At 74.5% G+C, this 16,585-nt stretch carries 12 protein-coding genes; 5 read left to right on the top strand and 7 right to left on the bottom strand.

Going from position 1 to position 16,585, the window contains the following annotated elements; all coding sequences use genetic code 11:
* Positions 1–56: 56 nt before the first annotated feature.
* On the top strand, positions 57–1,652 hold the full coding sequence (locus F7Q99_RS24645; RefSeq protein WP_153464854.1) for a glycerol-3-phosphate dehydrogenase/oxidase: 1,596 nt from the start codon (positions 57–59) through the stop codon (positions 1,650–1,652).
* A 212-nt stretch (positions 1,653–1,864) separates the two neighbouring features.
* On the opposite strand, the gene F7Q99_RS24640 is transcribed toward F7Q99_RS24645, so the two are convergent.
* Entirely contained in the window at positions 1,865–3,085 is a 1,221-nt protein-coding gene (locus F7Q99_RS24640; protein WP_153464852.1) for a metal-dependent hydrolase family protein, read from the bottom strand.
* Between the two features lie 77 nt (positions 3,086–3,162).
* Here F7Q99_RS24640 and F7Q99_RS24635 point away from each other — a divergent pair, with 77 nt between their 5' ends.
* A complete protein-coding gene (locus F7Q99_RS24635) occupies positions 3,163–3,783 on the top strand; it encodes a TetR/AcrR family transcriptional regulator (protein ID WP_195911160.1) in 621 nt (206 codons plus the stop codon).
* Between the two features lie 69 nt (positions 3,784–3,852).
* Here the strand turns inward: F7Q99_RS24635 and F7Q99_RS24630 are convergent, their stop codons facing one another.
* Entirely contained in the window at positions 3,853–5,250 is a 1,398-nt protein-coding gene (locus tag F7Q99_RS24630; RefSeq protein WP_153464848.1) for a GntT/GntP/DsdX family permease, read from the bottom strand.
* 100 nt (positions 5,251–5,350) lie between these two features.
* Positions 5,351–5,917 carry a gluconokinase gene (locus tag F7Q99_RS24625; protein WP_153464846.1) on the bottom strand — a complete coding sequence of 189 codons (567 nt, stop codon included), beginning with the start codon at positions 5,915–5,917 and terminating at the stop codon, positions 5,351–5,353.
* A gap of 177 nt (positions 5,918–6,094) precedes the next feature.
* Between F7Q99_RS24625 and F7Q99_RS24620 the strand changes: the two genes are divergently transcribed.
* Both F7Q99_RS24620 and F7Q99_RS24615 read left to right on the top strand, forming a co-directional pair.
* The gene (locus tag F7Q99_RS24620) at positions 6,095–6,793 is read left to right on the top strand and encodes a FadR/GntR family transcriptional regulator (RefSeq protein ID WP_153464844.1); all 699 of its coding nucleotides are present in this window, start codon (positions 6,095–6,097) and stop codon (positions 6,791–6,793) included.
* 167 nt (positions 6,794–6,960) lie between these two features.
* A complete protein-coding gene (locus F7Q99_RS24615; protein ID WP_153464842.1) occupies positions 6,961–7,305 on the top strand; it encodes a hypothetical protein in 345 nt (114 codons plus the stop codon).
* A 9-nt stretch (positions 7,306–7,314) separates the two neighbouring features.
* Here the strand turns inward: F7Q99_RS24615 and F7Q99_RS24610 are convergent, their stop codons facing one another.
* The 4 genes from F7Q99_RS24610 to F7Q99_RS24595 all read right to left on the bottom strand — a co-directional run bounded on the left by F7Q99_RS24610 (position 7,315) and on the right by F7Q99_RS24595 (position 15,198).
* Positions 7,315–8,079, bottom strand: coding sequence for a metallophosphoesterase (locus F7Q99_RS24610; RefSeq protein ID WP_153464841.1), 765 nt, complete (start codon positions 8,077–8,079; stop codon positions 7,315–7,317).
* Positions 8,080–8,098: 19 nt separating this feature from the next.
* Entirely contained in the window at positions 8,099–12,682 is a 4,584-nt protein-coding gene (locus F7Q99_RS24605) for a hypothetical protein (protein ID WP_153464838.1), read from the bottom strand.
* 46 nt (positions 12,683–12,728) lie between these two features.
* Entirely contained in the window at positions 12,729–13,604 is an 876-nt protein-coding gene (locus tag F7Q99_RS24600) for a hypothetical protein (protein ID WP_326847072.1), read from the bottom strand.
* Between the two features lie 109 nt (positions 13,605–13,713).
* Entirely contained in the window at positions 13,714–15,198 is a 1,485-nt protein-coding gene (locus tag F7Q99_RS24595; protein ID WP_326847257.1) for a hypothetical protein, read from the bottom strand.
* Between the two features lie 248 nt (positions 15,199–15,446).
* Here F7Q99_RS24595 and F7Q99_RS24590 point away from each other — a divergent pair, with 248 nt between their 5' ends.
* Entirely contained in the window at positions 15,447–16,475 is a 1,029-nt protein-coding gene (locus F7Q99_RS24590) for an IPT/TIG domain-containing protein (RefSeq protein WP_153464836.1), read from the top strand.
* Positions 16,476–16,585 lie beyond the last annotated feature (110 nt).

Here is a 16,585-nt window from a genome sequence, read left to right as displayed (position 1 = left end):
ACCGCACACGAGAGGAGTAGCGGCGCCGCCCGACCCGCGCGCCGTACACAACCACCATGGCAACCATCCCGACCCTGGGCGCCGAGCGCACCGCCGGCCGCACCGCCTCCCGCACCGAGACCCGCGAGCTGCTCGGCAAGGCCACCTACGACCTGCTGGTGATCGGGGGCGGCATCCTCGGCACGGCCGTCGCCTGGACCGCGTCCCAGGCCGGCCTCAAGGTCGCCATGGTCGACGCCGGCGACTTCGCCGGCGCCACCTCCAGCGCCTCCTCCAAGCTCGTCCACGGCGGTCTGCGCTACCTGCAGACCGGCGCGGTCAAGCTGGTCGCCGAGAACCACAAGGAGCGCCGCGCGCTCTCCACCGACGTGGCCCCGCACCTGGTCAACCCGCTGACCTTCTTCGTGCCGGTCTACAAGGGCGGCCCGCACGGCGCGGCCAAGCTCGGCGCCGGTGTGTTCCTCTACTCGGCGCTCTCCGCCTTCCGTGACGGCATGGGCCGGGTCTCCACCGCCGCGCACGCCGCCCAGCAGGTGCCCGCGCTGCGCACCGAGGGCCTGCGCTCGGTGGCCGTCTACGGCGACCACCAGATGAACGACTCGCGCGTCGCCGTGATGACCGTCCGCGCCGCGGTGGACGCCGGCGCCGTGGTGCTCAACCACGCCGAGGTCACCGGTCTGCGCTTCACCGCGGGCCGGGTCACCGGCGCCGAACTGCGCGACCGCCTGGACGGCAGCGAGTTCGGCGTCAACGCCCGCCTGGTGCTCAACGCCACCGGCCCGTGGGTGGACCACCTGCGCCGGATGGAGGACGCCGGCGCCGCGCCGTCGATCCGCCTCTCCAAGGGCGCGCACGTCGTGGTCAAGCGCCGCTCGCCGTGGCGCGCCGCGCTGACCATCCCGATCGACAAGTACCGCGTCTCCTTCGCCATCCCGTGGGAGGACCACGTCCTGCTCGGGACCACCGACGAGGAGTACACCGGCGACCCGCAGGACGTCCGGGCCACCGAGGCGGACATCGACCAGATCATGGGCGAGGCCGCGCACGCGATCCGCGACGAGCACCTCGACCGGAGCCTGATCACCTACGCCTTCGCCGGTCTGCGGGTGCTGCCCGGCGGCCCCGGCGACACCGCCGCCGCCAAGCGCGAGACCGTCGTCACCGAGGGCCGCGGCGGCATGCTGTCGGTCTCCGGCGGCAAGTGGACCACCTACCGGCACATCGGCCGCACCGTGCTGGAGAAGCTGGCCCACGTGCCCGGCACCAGCCTCGGCGAGGACATGTCGCCGATCGCCCCGACCGTGCCGCTGCCGGGCGTCGGCGCGCCGAACGCCGTCGCGCACCGGCTGCTGATCGACCGTGAGCCGGGCTCGCGGATGGAGCCGCTGGTGGCCAAGCACCTGGCCACCCACTACGGCACGCTGTCCTTCGAGATCGCCCGCCTGATCGACGAGAACCCGGAGCTCGGCCGGCCGATCCACGACGACGGTCCGGACGTCTGGGCGCAGGTCGCCTACGCGGCCGACAACGAGTGGGCGTACACGGCGGACGACGTGCTGCGGCGCCGCACCACGATGACGGTGCGCGGGCTGGACACCCCGGAGATCCGGGACGAGGTCGAGGCCTTCCTGACGAAGCGCGCGGGCAAGTAGGCGTGCGGGTGGCCCAACGCGCCGGCAGGTAGCCAGGTCCTGCCCGAGGGCGGACACTCCGGAGTCTCCGGGGTGCCCGCCCTTTGCCGTTCTCGCTCGGCGGCGCCGCGAAGAAGTGGGCACCGCGAAGTGGACACCGCGAAGTGGTCACCGCACGACCGCGGTTGCCGCACGACGGGCGGGCGTTCCTCCTGGAGCGCCCGCCCGTTTCGTCAGATGACGGCACCGGCCTTGATCACGTGCTTCAGGTGCCGGTCCGGGTGGGTGAGGACGGAGAGGTCGGCCAGCGGGTCGCCGTCCACCACCAGCAGGTCGGCGTGGGCGCCCGGGGCGAGGGTGCCGATCCGGCCTTCGAGGCCGAGCAGCCGCGCCGCCGTCGTGGTCGCCGAACGGAGCACGTCCGCGGCGGGCTGGACCTGGGCGCGGAGGGTGAACTCCTCCAGCTGGGCCGGGTGCAGCGGGCCGAGCAGGTCGCTGCCGTAGACCAGGTTGACGCCCGCGCGGTGGGCGCGCTCCAGCGCGGCGAGGCCCTGGTCGCGGACCTCGGCCAGCTTCCCGAGCGAGGCCGGCGGCAGGCCCGAGCGGGCGCCGAGCTTCGCCGTCTGCTCGTACGCGACCAGGGTGGGCACCAGGAAGGCGTCCTTCTCCAGCAGCAGCGCGATCGTGGAGTCCGCCAGCAGGTTGCCGTGCTCGACGCAGCGCACTCCGGCACGCAGCGCCCGGTCGATCGCGCGCGGGTGGTAGGCGTGCACGGTGACGTAGCGGTTGTGGTTCTCCGCCTCCTCGACGGCCGCGCGGATCTCCTCCTCGCTGTACTGGACGGCGGCGATCTCGTCGTGCGGGGAGGCGACGCCGCCGGAGAGCAGCACCTTGAGGTGCCGGGCACCCTTGCGGAACTCGTCCCGGGCGGCGGCCCGGACGGCGTCCACGCCGTCCGCGACCCGGCCGAAGTTGGGGCGGGACTCGCAGCAGGGCAGCGCGTCGTCGCTGAGCGGGCGCAGGTCGCCGTGGCCGCCGGTCTGGGAGAGCGCCTTGCCGCCGTGGAGCAGACGCGGGCCGAGCGCCAGGCCTTCGTCGAGCGCCCGGGTCATGCCGTGGTCGGCGCCGCCGACGTCGCGGACGGTGGTGAAGCCCCGGCGGAGCATGCGTTCGGCCTCGGCGAGGGCGCGGACGGTCGCGTAACCGGGGGTCCAGTTGGCGAAGTCCGGCAGGTCGAGGGAGGTCACCAGCAGGTGGACGTGGGCGTCGATCAGGCCGGGCAGGACGGTGCCGCCGGCGGCGTCGAGGACGCGGACGCCCTCGGTCGCGGTGGGCGGGCGACCAGTGCCGGTGGCGGTGATGCGGCCGTCGGCGGTCTCCAGCCAGCCGGGGTCGGTGCGAGTGCCGTCCTCGGGGTGGAGCAGATGGGCGTTGGTGATCAGCAGTCGGGTCATGAGGGTGGCGCCCTTCGGTTTCAGTACGGGACGTATTGAATACGACCCGTACTGAATACACCATGTATCGTTCTCCTGTGAACCCTCCCCCGGCCGATGCCGCCGCGCCCCGACCGACCCGCCGACGCGTCCACACCCGGGCCCGGCTGCTGGCCGCGGCGAGCCAGCTGTTCCTGACCGTCGGCTTCGCACGGACGAGCATCGAGGACGTCTGCGCCGCCGCCGGCTACACCCGCGGCGCCTTCTACTCGAACTTCGGCAGCAAGGAGGACCTGCTGCTGGCGCTCTTCGACGACCAGGCGGCCGACCGGATGGCCGAGTTGGAGGCGCTGGCCGTCGCCTGCGAGGCGCTCGCGCCGCAGGAGCGGGCCCGGCGGCTGGTCGAGGCGCTGCTGCGGGTCGACCCGGCGGAGACCGGGTGGATCCTGCTGTTCCTGGAGTTCCGGCTGGTCGCCGCCCGCACCGAGGGGCTGGCCGAACGGGTCGCCGCGCACGACCGGGCGCTCTCCCAGGCGGTGGCCGACCGCCTGGAACGCGTGCTGCCGGAACTGGTGCCGCCGGGCGCGACCGCCCGGCAGGCCGCCGCGGTGATCCTCGCCGCGCGCGAGGGGCTGCTTGCCCGGACGGCGGCCGGCGGTGCGGTGGCGGAGGACCTGCTGGACTCGACGACGGCGGTGCTGTCGGGGCTGCTGGGCTGACGACGCGCCGAGGGGCGGCGCCCGTACGGTACGGGTGCCGCCCCTCGGCGGACGGGCTGTCGGCCGGAGCTAGACGATCAGGCTCAGCGGCATGATCAGCGCGATGGCGACGACCGAGATCACGGTCTCCATCACCGACCAGGACTTCAGCGTCTGCCCGACGCTCATCCCGAAGTACTCCTTCACCAGCCAGAAGCCGGCGTCGTTGACGTGCGAGAAGAAGAGCGAGCCGGCGCCGATCGCCAGCACCAGCAGAGCCGCGTGGGTCGACGACATGGTGGCGGCGAGCGGGGCCACGATACCGGCTGCGGTGATGGTGGCGACCGTCGCCGAGCCGGTGGCCAGGCGGATCAGCACGGCGATCAGCCAGCCCAGCAGCAGCGCCGAGATGTGCCACCTGCTCGACCACTCGCTGACGGCGTTGCCGACGCCGACGTCGATCAGGGTCTGCTTGAAGCCGCCGCCCGCGCCGACGATGAACACGATGCCGGCGATCGGGCCGAGCGACCTGCCGACCGTGTCGGAGATCCGGGCCCGGTCGAAGCCCGCCGCCCTGCCCAGGGTCAGCATGCCGAGCAGGGTCGCGGCGAGCAGGGCGATCAGCGGCGAGCCGATGAAGTCGAACACCCGCTGGCCCATCGCCTTCGGGTCGTCGATCACGACGTCGGCCAGCGCCTTGCCGAGCATCAGGACGACCGGCAGCAGGATGGTCGCGAGGACCGCACCGAAGGACGGAGTGCGCTCGCGCTCGGCCGTCTCCTCCGCAGCGGTGGCCGCCGGGATCTCCAGCGGCCCCACCCAGCGCTCGGCCAGGCGGGCGAACAGCGGGCCGGCCACGATCAGGGTCGGAACGGCGATCAGCAGGCCGAGCGCCAGCGTGACGCCGAGATCGGCCTTCAGCGCGTCGACGGCGACCAGCGGGCCCGGGTGCGGGGGCACCAGGCCGTGCAGCACCGACAGGCCGGCAAGCGCGGGGATGCCGATCCGCATCAGCGGCACGTTGCCGCGGCGGGCGACCAGCAGCACGATCGGGATCAGCAGGACGACGCCGACCTCGAAGAACAGCGGCAGGCCGAGCACGGCCGCGATCAGCGCCATCGCCCAGGGCAGCGCCTTCGTGCCCGAGCGCGCCAGCACGGTGTCCGCGATGGTGTTCGCGCCGCCGGAGTCGGCGAGCAGCTTGCCGAGCATCGCACCGAGCCCGATCAGCAGGCCCACGCCGGCCACGGTGGAGCCGAAGCCCGTCGAGAAGCTTGTGAGCAGCTTGTCGAAGGGGGCGCCTGCGACGGCGGCCAGCAGGCCGGAGCCGAGCGTGAGGGCGAGGAACGGGTGCAGCTTCAGCCTGGTGATCAGCAGGACGATCGCACCGATGGCGACGAGCACTGCGATCAGCAGCTGGGAGTTGCTGCTGGTGTGCGGCAGGGCCGGTGGGGCGGCGGCCGCGAGCAAGGTGGGGGACAAGCTCATGCTCCCGTCTCTCCCCAAGCCTCCGGCCGGGGGTACCCCCACCACTCGGCAGGGGCATTCGCCCGTGCCCGCCTTCTTATGGCTCGCTCGCTTCGCTCGCTCACGTGAGGTCTCCATTGACGGGCCGCAGCAGTGCCACGGCCATCTCGACGAGTTCTTCGGGGGACGGACCGACGTCCAGGACGGCGCCGCGCTCGTCCGCGCCCAGGGGTTCCAGGGCGGCGTACTGCGAGTCGAGCAGCGACGGCGGCATGAAGTGGCCGGTGCGGTGGGCGAGCCGGTCCTCGACCAGCTCGTGACCGCCGCTGAGGTGCAGGAAGAAGGCGCCCGGGCAGGCCTCGCGCAGGGTGTCGCGATAGCGGTGCTTCAGCGCCGAGCAGGTGACCACGCCGCCGGTGCCCGACTCGGCCCGGTCCCTGAGCCAGGCGCCGAGGGCGCGCAGCCAGGGGGCGCGGTCCTCGTCGTCCAGCGGGACGCCGGCCGACATCTTGGCGATGTTGGCCGCCGGGTGGAAGTCGTCCGCCTCGGCGAAGGGGAGATCGAGGCGGTCGGCCAGGAGGCGGGCCAGGGTGGTCTTGCCGGATCCGGAGACGCCCATCACCACGATGGTGAGGGGCCCGAACGGTGCCCCTGCCGGGCGGTCGTGGTTCTCGGCGCTGAGAGCCATGGGTGGTGCTCCTTCGTTTTCCTGGCCGCCACTATCACCTCAAAGGTATGACGTATTCAAGTGAGTGAAACCAAATCGTCATACTTTTGCTCTTCCGGTGCGGTGCCGCGGGGGGCACGCCGGGGTGCACCGCAGGGCGGCGGCGGCTTCGGCATGGTGGGCGTCTAGGCTGGCCGGATGGAGATCCAGGGGCTGCCCGGCCGGCTGCTTGACGAACTCGGGCCCGCGATCGCGGCAGGGGAGATTCCCGAGGGCGCGGTCCTGCGCAGCGAGGAGCTGGAGGAGCGGTTCGGGGTGTCCCGGACGGTGGTCCGGGAGGCGGTGCGGATCCTGGAGGGGATGCGCATGGTCGCGCCCCGGCGGCGGGTCGGGATCACGGTGCAACCCAAGTCCGGCTGGGACGTCTTCGACCCACTGGTGATCCGCTGGCGCCTGGCCGGCGCCGACCGCCCGGCCCAGCTGCGCTCGCTCGGCTCGCTGCGCCTCGCCGTCGAACCGGCCGCCGCCGCGCTCGCCGCGGTGCACGCGAGCGACGACGAGCGGCGCGAGCTCAGCGCGCTGGCCGTCGAGTTGACCGTCTCGGCGCGAGCCGCCGACCTGGCCACCTTCCTCCGGCACGACATCGCCTTCCACGCCACCGTGCTGAAGGCCTCCGGCAACGAGATGTTCGCCCACCTCGGTGACACCGTGGGAGCGGTGCTGACCGGGCGGACCGAGTACCACCTGATGCCCCACCAGCCCGAGCCGTACGCGATCCGGCTGCACCGCGAGGTCGCCGACGCGATCTGCGCGGGGGACGCCGCCCAGGCCGAGCAGGCGATGCGGACGATCGTGACGGGCGCCCTGGAGGAGCTCAACCAGCAACTGGGCTGCTGATCACCGAGCGGCGGTCCGCGGACGAATCGGCCCGGATCGCGCGATTGGCGGCAATTCGGTGGATTCGGACGCATAGTCCGGGTTCGGCGGGGCAGAGTTTCGCAGGGGCGCATTTCGCGCGCGCCCGTCCCGCATCCGCCGCCGTGACCGCGCCTGGGGGTCGCCCGATGTCCGTGCCACGCCGCCGTCGCCGCCTGCCCGACGAGGTGCGCACCGCGATCGTCCGCGCGGTGCTCTGCCTGGCCTTCACGCTGGTGGGCGTGGTGGTCGCGACACTGGCCTCGTACGCCGGCAGCTGGCTGATGACGCCCGCGCTGATGGCGATGGGGCTCGGGGTGTTCGGCACGACGTGGTGCCTGCTCGAGATCCTGATTTCCCGCCAGGTCGCCGCCCAGCGGCTGCGGGCGCCCAACTCCACGACCCCGATGGCCGGCAGCCGGGCGGCGTCCGAACCCCTGGCCGCCCGGCCCCTCCCCCGCTCCGGCCAGACTCACCACCAGCCGACCGCGTAGCCGGCCGGGTCAGCTCTCCGGGACGACCCGGTAGTGGGTGGTGAGACGGCCCTCGTCGTCCAGGACGTGGAAGGCGAGCATCGGGGGCTGGTCGAAGGTGATCCCGGGCCCACCCTCGCAGGGCAGCGTGACGGTGGAGGCCACGCCGGGGGCGACCAGCAGCGGCAGGCCGGCGAGGGTGGTGGCGGCGCCGGTGTGGGAGTGACCGCAGAGCAGGCCGGCCACCCGGCGGTGGCGGGCCAGCACCGCGGCGAGGCCGGCCTCGCCGAACTGGCGAATCTCGTCGACCATCGGCAGGTGCAGGACGGCCGGCGGGTGGTGGAAGGCCACCAGGGCCGGGAGTTCGGCGCGCCCGTCCTCGAGCGTCGCGTCCAGCCAGGCCAGCGTGGTGGCGTCCAGCAGGCCGTCGTCGCGCCCGGGGATCGACGAGTCGAGCATCAGCACGTCCGCGCCGGGCAGCCGGTGCAGCCGGTTGATCGGGCGGCTCCCGGGCACCTCGCCGAGCAGCACCTCCCGGTAGGGCGCCCGGCGGTCGTGGTTGCCGGGGCAGGTGAGCACCGGGTGCCGGGAGTCCAGCACCTTCGCGACCTGCTCGTACTCGGCGGGCAGGCCGTGGTCGGCGAGGTCGCCGGTGACCAACACCGCGTCGAGCGGGCCGGGCAGGGCGTCGAGGTACGCCATCACCTGCTCGGCCCGCTGCCGGGCGCGGGTGCCGCCGTCTCCGTCGTGGTCCTGGCCGAGGTGGATGTCACTGAGGTGAGCGATCGTCAGCATGCCGGCCACGCTAGTCAGTTCAGGACTGGACCGGTACCTCCGCCGGGCGCTTGAACATCCGGGTGGCGGTGATCTCGCCGTGGATGGCCGGGCCGTCCGGGTCCTGCGGGGCGGGCAGGCCCGGCCGCAGGTGCTCCTCCACCGAGATGTACTTAAGGCCGGCCCGCAGGTCGGCGTCGTTGCGCAGCCGGATGACCAGCGGGAACTCGGCGAGCGCGGTGGTGTCGAACAGGCCGGTGGTGTAGATCAGCTGGACGCCGAGCGCGTCGGCCACGGCACGCTGGAGCTCCAGCAGGTAGGTGGCGTTGGCGCGGCCGATCGGGTTGTCGAGGAACAGCGTGCCGGCGTGCCGCAGTTGGGACTGGCCGCGGTCGTTGGCGCGCAGCGCGGCCATCGTGCAGTAGAGCGCGATGGCCGCGGTGAGCAGCTGGCCGCCGGAGAAGACGTCGGACATCTGGCCGACGCCGACGCGTTCGGCGCGCAGCACCGCGTCGGGCTTGAGGATCTCGACGCTGACGCCCTTCGGGCCGATCGCGGCGGCGACTCCGCGCAGCAGCAGGGACATGCCGTCGCGGCGCAGGTCGCTGTTCTTCCTGACGGCGGCGCGGGTGGCCTCGTCGATGACCTCGCCGAGGCGCTCGACCAGGGTGGCGTGGTCCGGGTCCTCGAAGCGGATCCGCAGGAACTCCTGGCCCGACCACTCCCCCAGGCCCTCGGGCAGCCGGGACAGGCGCTGGGCGGCGCGCAGGGTGGTGAGCGAGGACTCGACGAGGCCGCGCAGGCGGTCGACGATCGAGCCGCGGTTGCGCTCCAGCTGGGCGAGTTCGTCGGTGAGCACCCGCAGCCGGGGGGCGAAGGCGGCGGCCCAGGCGGCGGCGTGCTCGGGCAGGGCGGAGGCGGGCAGTTCGCGGATCTGCTGGCGGGCGGGGGTGCGGACGGCCTCGTAGCGGGCGGCGTTGGCGTGCCGGACGAGGGCGTCGGCGGCGTCGCGGACGGCGAGTTCGGCGGAGGACAGCTCGCCGGCCGCGGTGCGCAGGGCCCGACGGGCCTCGGCGACGGCGGTGCGGGCCTCCGGCAGGGCGCCGAGGTATGGCTCGGCCGGGTCGTCCGAGTCGTCCTGGTGATCGCGCAGGCCGTCGCGGAGCTGACCGCCGAGTTCGTCGAAGTCGGCGGCGGCGGACTGGGCGGCGTCGAAGGTGCGCTGGAGGTCGGCGTGCGCGTCGCGGGCGGCGTCCAGGGCCTCGCGGCGCTCGGCGAGCCGGCTGGTGGCGGTGCGCAGCAGGGCCTGGGCGTGCTCGGGGTCGGTGGGGACGAGGTCCTCGGGCAGTTCGGTGTGCGCCTCGCCGTCGGCGGGGGCGGAGCGTTCGGCCTCGCCGCGCAGGCGGCCGAGCTGCTCGCTGGCGGCGGCGGAGCGGGCCTCGATGGTGGCGACGAGTTCCTCGGCGCGGGCGGCGGCGGCCTGGCGGGCGGGGCCGTCGGCGCCGTCGGGGCTGCCGAGGAGTTCCTCGGCGCGGGTGCGGACCTTGTTGGTGAGGCGGTCGAGTTCGGCCGCGGCGGCGGCCTCGTCGCCTTCGGCGCGGGCCTGTTCGGCGCGCAGGTCGGCGCCGACGCCGACCTTCTCGTAGAGCTGGGCGGCGGCGCGGTAGGCCTCGCGCAGGGCGGGCAGGGCGGCGGGCGCGGCGTCGGCGGGCTCGTCGTCCTGCTCGGCGGCGGGGATCTCGGCGCGTTCGGCGCGCAGGGCGCGGGCCGTGCGACGGGCGTCGTCGGCGGCGCGCTGGGCGGCGCGGCGGTCCTCGTCGCAGGTGCGGGCGCGCTCGGCGCACTGGGCCTGGCGGCGGTCGCACTCGGCGGCGTCGTCGGCGAGTTCGCGCTGGCGGCGGGCCCAGTTGGCGCGCTCGCGCAGCCGGAAGGCGAGGCCGGAGAGGGCGTCGGCGCGGCGGCGGGCGCGCTGGGCGGCCTCGCGGTGCTCCTCGTGGGCGGAGGCCGCGGCGGCGTGGTCGGTCTCGGCGTCGTCGTGGTCGGCGCGCAGGGTGGCGAGGGCGGCGGCGGCCTGCTCGGCGTGCTCGCGGGCGGCCTCGGCGGCGGCGGCGAGTTCGGCGAGCGTGCCGGGCGGGCAGCTGGCGTGCCAGGAGGCGAGCCGGGCGGCGAGGGCGCGGTCGGCGCCGAGGCGGGCGGCGAGTTCGCGGATGTGCTCCTCGCGGGCGCCGGCCCGGGCGCGCAGTTCGCGGCGCTCGCCGTCGGCGGCGGACTCGTCGTGCATGGCCGGGTTCGGCGGTACGAGGAAGAACGCGGGTTCGTCGGTGATCGGGGCGATCAGCGAGGCGGCGGCGCCGACGGCGACGGTGGAGCGGGGCAGCAGGGCGGCCGACTGCAGGGCCTCGCGGGCCCGTTCGAGCGAGGCCGGGTCGGTAACGACGACGCCGTCGACGAGTTCGGGGCGGGCGGCGAGGATCGCCTCGTGGTCGGCCGGGTCGACGGACTGGGCGAGGTAGCGCCAGCCGGGCAGGGCGGGGATGCCGTGCTCGGCGAGGTACTCGACGGTGGCGAGGACGTCCGGGCCCGGCGGCAGCAGGCCGCCATCGCCGAGGGCGGCGAGGATGCGGGAGTCGTCGGCGGCGGCCGTGCGCAGGTCGAACAGGGTGCGCTCGGCGGTGGCGATCGCCTCGTCGAGGAGTTCGCGCAGGTACTCGGCGTTGCGGTCGAGGACGGCGGGGGTGAGGAAGCCGGCCTCCTCGTCGACACCCGACCCCTCTTCGCTCCAGTCAGTGGGTGCCGGGGTCAGCGAGAGCAGGTCGGCCAGGCGCTGCTCGGTGGCGAGCAGGGCGGCGGTGCGGTGCTCGGCGGCGAGGGACCGGGCGGCGGCCTTGCGGGCGTCGCCGGCGCGTTCGGCGGCGAGTTCGGCGCGCCCGGTGGCGGCGGCGGCGTCGCGCAGCCGGGCGGCGGCGGACTCGGCGGCGGTGCGGGCCTGGGCGAGCGCTGCGCTGGCTGCCTTCTCGACGTCGGCGGCGTGCAACGCGGCCCGGGCGGGGTCGACGTCGCCGTCGGCGTCGATGAAACCGGCCTCGACGGCGGCGGCGGTCTCCTGCTCGACCTCGGCGAGCCGCTGGCGCAGGTGGTCGGCCTCGCTGCGGGCCTTCTGGGCGGCGGTGGCGGCCTCGGTGGCGCCGGACTGCGACGTGGCTCCGTCCTCCTGGAGCTCGCTCGCGCGCTGCTCCTCGGTGTCGGCGCGGGCCTCGGCGGCCGCGGCGGCGGCCTCCAGGGCGCGGGCGAGGGCGGTGGCGGCGCGGGCACGGGCGGCGAGCGCGGGGGCGGCGTCCAGCTCGGCCTCGCGGATGGCGACGGCGACGCGGGCGACCCGGTCGGCGGCGGCGCGGTGGCGCAGCACCGCCTCGGCGGCCTGCCAGGCGGAGTGCAGGGTGCGGGCGTCGATGAGTTCGCGGCGCAGCGCGGCGGCCTCGGCGGTGGCCGCGGCCAGGCCCAGGGTGGCGTGCCGGTGGGTGAGTTCGGCGGTGATCAGGGTGTGCCGGGTGCGGTCGGCCTCGGCGGCGGTGACGGCGCCGGCGGCGGCGGCGACCTCGACGGCGAGGTCCTGGGCGCGGTCGCGTTCGGCGCCGGCGCGGGAGGTGAGCGCGTGGGCGAGGCGGCGGGTGCGGCGCTCGGCTGTGCGGTGGGCCTCGCGGACGCTCTCGCGGGCGGTGGTGGCCTCGGCGATGCGCTCCAGCAGGTCGAGGGAGCCGGCGGTGAAGTCGCGTTCGGCGGTGAGTTCGGCGCGGCGGCCGAGCTTGGCGGCGAAACCGTGGACGAGGTCGGCGAGGCCGTCGGTGTCGCGGGTGTCGGTGACGGCGCGCAGCAGCAGGTCGGTGAAGTCGCTGTCGTGCTTGACCGCGAAGAGGCCGGCCGCCTCGCCCTCGTCGGCGTTCATCTCGCGCTGGTAGCGGAAGAGTTCGGGGTCGAGGCCGAGTTCGCCGAGGTGCTCGGTCCAGCGGTCGTGGCCGTCCTCGAAGACCAGGTCGAGGTGGGGGTGGGTCTTGCCGGCCTCGGTGAGGGCGTCGCGGAAGCCCTTCATGGTGCGGCGGCGGCCGCGGGCCTTCTGGTCGCCGGCCAGGCTGACCCGTTCGGCGACCGGCAGCGAGTCCAGGGTGAGGCCGGGGCCGGGGCGGAAGGAGTACCAGGTCTCGGCGAACTTGCGCGGGTCGGAGGAGACCTGGCGGCCGCGCCACTCGCTGACCTTGCCGACCACGATCAGCTCGCCGGTGACGGTGTGCTGCCACTCCAGGGCGACGTGGCCGCAGTCGTCGGCGAGCAGGAACTTGCGCAGCACGCCGGAGCTGGCGCCGCCGAGGGTGTTGCGGTGGCCGGGCAGCATCACCGAGAAGATCAGCTTGAGCAGGACGGACTTGCCGCCGCCGTTCTCCAGGAAGAGCACGCCGGCCGGGGCCGGGCGGCGGACGGGGCCGTCGACGTCCTCGCCGAACAGCCCGATCTGCTGCGGGGCCGGGTCGGCGACGGGCTCGCCGACGCCGCGCAGGTCGAGCACCGTGTCGGCGTAGCGGGCGCCGGCCGGTCCGATCGAGTAGAGGCGGACCCGGTTGAGCTCGTACATGTGCGGCGGTTCTCCGTGAGCGTGTTGAGCGTGGTGAGAAAGGGTGTCAGAGCGAGTGGAACGGCAGGCCCGCGTCGGCGACCAGCTCGTCGGTGGTGTCCGGGGGCAGCAGGCTGGCGGTGCCGTCGGAGACCGGGACGACGCCGAGGTCGAGCAGTTCGGCCATGGCGGCGCTGCCGGCCAGGTCGCGGACCTGGAGCTGGTAGCGGGCGGTGGTGCGGTAGGTGCCGCCGGCGTCGTCGGAGACCTTCTGCAGGAATCCGGAGTCGACCAGGAACATCACGGCCTTGGCGACGATGCCGATGGTGGAGCCGGAGAGCCGGCGGGCGTCCTTGGTGGCGCCGGTGGCGGTGCGCCGGGCCCAGACCCGCCAGGCGGCCTCCAGGCCGGGTGCGTCGGACTGCGGGTCGGTGTTGGCGCCCTCGGTGGTTGCCTGCTCCTCCAGGCGGCGGCAGGCCTGGCGGACGAAGGAGTCGACGCCGTTGACGGTGATCCGGCCGAGGTAGCCGTCGTCGGCGAGGTCCTCGGGGCGGGGGAAGGCCATGGCGGCGACGGCGAGGTGGGCGAGGCCGTGCAGGAAGCGGTCGGTGGACTCGGAGGCGGCGCGGCGCGAGTAGTCGCCCATGCGGACGGCGAAGACGGAGTCCTCGGCGGCGGCGACGGCCATGCCGGCGCGCGGCGAGACCTCCAGGACGACCAGGCCCATGCCGGTGGCGATGGCGTCGGCGAGCCGGGCGAACGGCGGGTCGTCGCGGTGGCGGCGGACGAGTTCGGCGTACTCGGCGTCGCGGGCGGGGAGCAGCTTGGCCTGGAGGCCGAAGGAGACCAGCCGGGCGGCGTCGGCGACGTCGGCCGGGGTGATCGGCGCGGGCGCGGCGGGTTCGGTCTCGGGCGCCCAGGACGTGTCGTGGTGGGTCGTCACGGGCGGTGCTCCTCGCGGGTGGTGCGGTGGATGGGGTTCGTCAACTCGGGTTGCCCGGCCGGTCGGCCGGTGTCCTCGGCTCGGGATGTCACGAGGTCTGCCCGGCCGGTCAGCCGGCGTCCTTGCGGTCGGCGGCCATGCCGGCGGCGTCCAGCAGGGCGCTGCCGACGATCAGGTCGGCGCCGCCGAACTCCGGATCGCGCAGCGGGGTGCCGTCGTCCACGGCGAACAACAGCCGTTCCTCGCCCTGCCGGTAGGCGGTGCCGACCGGCGGGCTGGCCGCGTGCACGGCCAGCAGGGCGACCAGGTACGGGAGTTCCGGGTCCCGTTTGCGGGCGTCGGCGAGCAGGCCGGAGAGCCGGCGGGGCGCGTCGGCGGGCAGGTCGAGCAGCTCCAGCGCGGACTCCAGCTGGGCCTCGGAGAAGCGGCTGTCGTCCGGGGTGGCGACCAGGTCCGGGTCGGGCAGCTCGGCGCCGAGGTGCTCGCGCTCGACGGGCGGGGTGAGCAGCAGGTCGACCAGGTCCGCGACCCGGACGGAGCTGGGGGTGCGCAGCCCGACGCCGCGGGCGAAGAAGGCGCCGGTGGGGCGGACGGCCTGCTCTATCGGCAGCCGCAGCACGGGGGCGAGCAGCTGCCCGTACAGGTCGATGCCGCTGCGGGCGCCGGGGGTGGCGAAGGCCTGCCGGTCCTGCTCGGCGCGGAACAGCGGGCCGGCCTCCAGGAGGCGGGTCTGGAGCTGGGTGTGACGGCGGATGCAGTCCTTGACGATGTCGACGAGCTCGGCGGCGCGGCGCTTGTGCTCCGGGTCCTCGGCCTCGTCGCGGGCCTTGCGGATGTTGGTGAGAATCGCGTTCTCGTGCCGGTAGCGGTCGGCGATGTGGTCCAGCGCCTCGTCGATGAGGTCGGGGACGGCGCTCATCCAGTCGACGGCGCGGACGTTGCGCCGGGTGGCGTCGAGGGCGCGGCGCAGCGTCTCGGCGTACTGGACGGTGCGGTAGCGGGCCTGCTCGGCGGCGAGCTGGGCGTCGGCCAGGCGGCCGCGCCGGATCAGCACCTCCAGCTTGACCTCGGCGGCGATCTGGGCCGAGGTGACGTCGGTGTCGAGCGCTCCGACCAGGACGTTGACCGCCTCGTCGGTGGTGCGCAGGTAGATGCCGCCGTCGGGGCCGGGGACCTCTTCGATCAGCTTGAAGTCGTAGTCGCGGCGGACGTACTCGCCGTCCGCGCCGAAGGTGCCGTAGACGGCGCGGAAGCCGCGGTCCACGCTGCCGACGTTGATCAGCGACTCCAGCACCCAGCGGGCGACCCGCTCGTGCTCGGTGCCGGGGCGGCCGGTGGCCTGGGCGGCGACCCGGGGCAGCAGCCGGGCGAGCACTATGTCGCGGTCGGCGCCGGTGTCGAAGTCCATGTGGAGGGTGACCAGGTCGATCGCGGCGAGGCCGACCTCGGCCATGGCGTAGCCGCCGTACTCTCCCGCGAGGTTGACCTTGCGGCTGTCCAGGTCGTGCAGGGGGGCGGTGCAGGCCAGCGCCTTGAGCCGGCGGGCCAGGCCCTCGTCGGCGGCGGGGCCGGGCGCGGGGCGCGGGGCGGGCACGCCGACGGTACCGGCCGGCGGGCGGAGGCCGGGCTCGGTGGGCGGGTCTGCGATGGCGGTCACGGTGGACAAGATTAGAGGTTCGCACCGACAACGACCGAAACGGACCTTGTGGGCGCGCGGAGCGGCAGGCCACGGGGTGTTTCGGGAGCGAATTCAGAACAGCGTTTCGATCGGATTGCGCCAATCCCGAACCGATATTCGGGAAAGCCGTGAAGGCAGTGTGGGGCCGCGGTGATGATCGGCCTATGATCACTCGACTGGCCAAAGCGGGCCTCGCCGCCGCGCTGTCCGTGACCACCCTCGCCACCGGCGCCGCCGCGCCCGCCGACACCCCCGCCGTCCAGGGCCCGCACGTGACCGTCTCCCTGAACGGCATCCTGCCGAGCACCACCCCGCCCGGGCCGGGACAGTTCTCGGTCGGCTGGACCTCCGCCGGCACGCAGGACCTCACCGGCCCCACCCACATCACCGTCGACCTGCCGCCGGGGCTCACCACCGACGGCGCGATGTTCTACTCCACGCCGTACGACTACACGTTCACCGAGAGCGTCTCGCCCGACGGCCGCCACCTGGAGGCCGTCCTCGTCGGCACCCGGCAGCCCGGGCACTACGAGTTCATGAAGATGCACGTGTACGCCGCCGCCACCTGGCAGCGGACCGGCAAGATCGTCGCGACGGTCGCCAACCCGAACGACGCCGATCCGACCGGCCACGTGGCGGTCGTGTCGGCCGACGGGAGCACGCCGACGCCGGCCGTCCCGGCACCGCCGACCGTCACCGGCCTCGACGCCACCTCCGGCCCGGGAGCGGGCGGCACGCAGTTGACCGTCAGCGGGAGCAACCTCACCAACGGCATGGTGCTGATAGGCGGCGTGCCGGCGGCCGGCACCTGCACCGACACCTCCTGCGCGGTGACCACACCGGGCGGCTCTGGCAGTGCGCCCGTGTCCGTGGTCACGCCCGGCGGGACGGTGACGGCGGACGACACCTTCGACTACACCGGCGACCCGCCGCCGGCGCCTCCCGCACCGGTGGTCTCGAAGGCGTTGACGGCGAGCGGCCCGGTGGCGGGCGGCACGCGGACGTACATCACCGGCGAGAACCTGGCCTACGGGACGATCACCTTCGGCGGGGTGCCGGGGCTGCACACCTCCTGCGGGCCGAAGTTCTGCTCGGCGACCACTCCGCCGGCTGCCGAGCCCGGCCCGGTCGACGTCACGGTGACGACGGCGGGCGGGACCAGCGCGCCGGTGACGTTCATGTACACCGCGTAGGTCGCGCGAGCCACCGATGCCCGGGTGCTGCGGCGCCCGGGCATCGGTGCGTTCGGAGCCGGGAGGTCCGCACAGGCGAGTTGAACGCGTTCAAAAGATGGGTCTAGAGT

Source organism: Streptomyces kaniharaensis (assembly GCF_009569385.1).
Classification (GTDB): Bacteria; Actinomycetota; Actinomycetes; order Streptomycetales; family Streptomycetaceae; genus Kitasatospora; species Kitasatospora kaniharaensis.
Note: the sequence above shows the minus strand (reverse complement) of the source record. Positions and strands in the feature narration are given on the sequence as shown.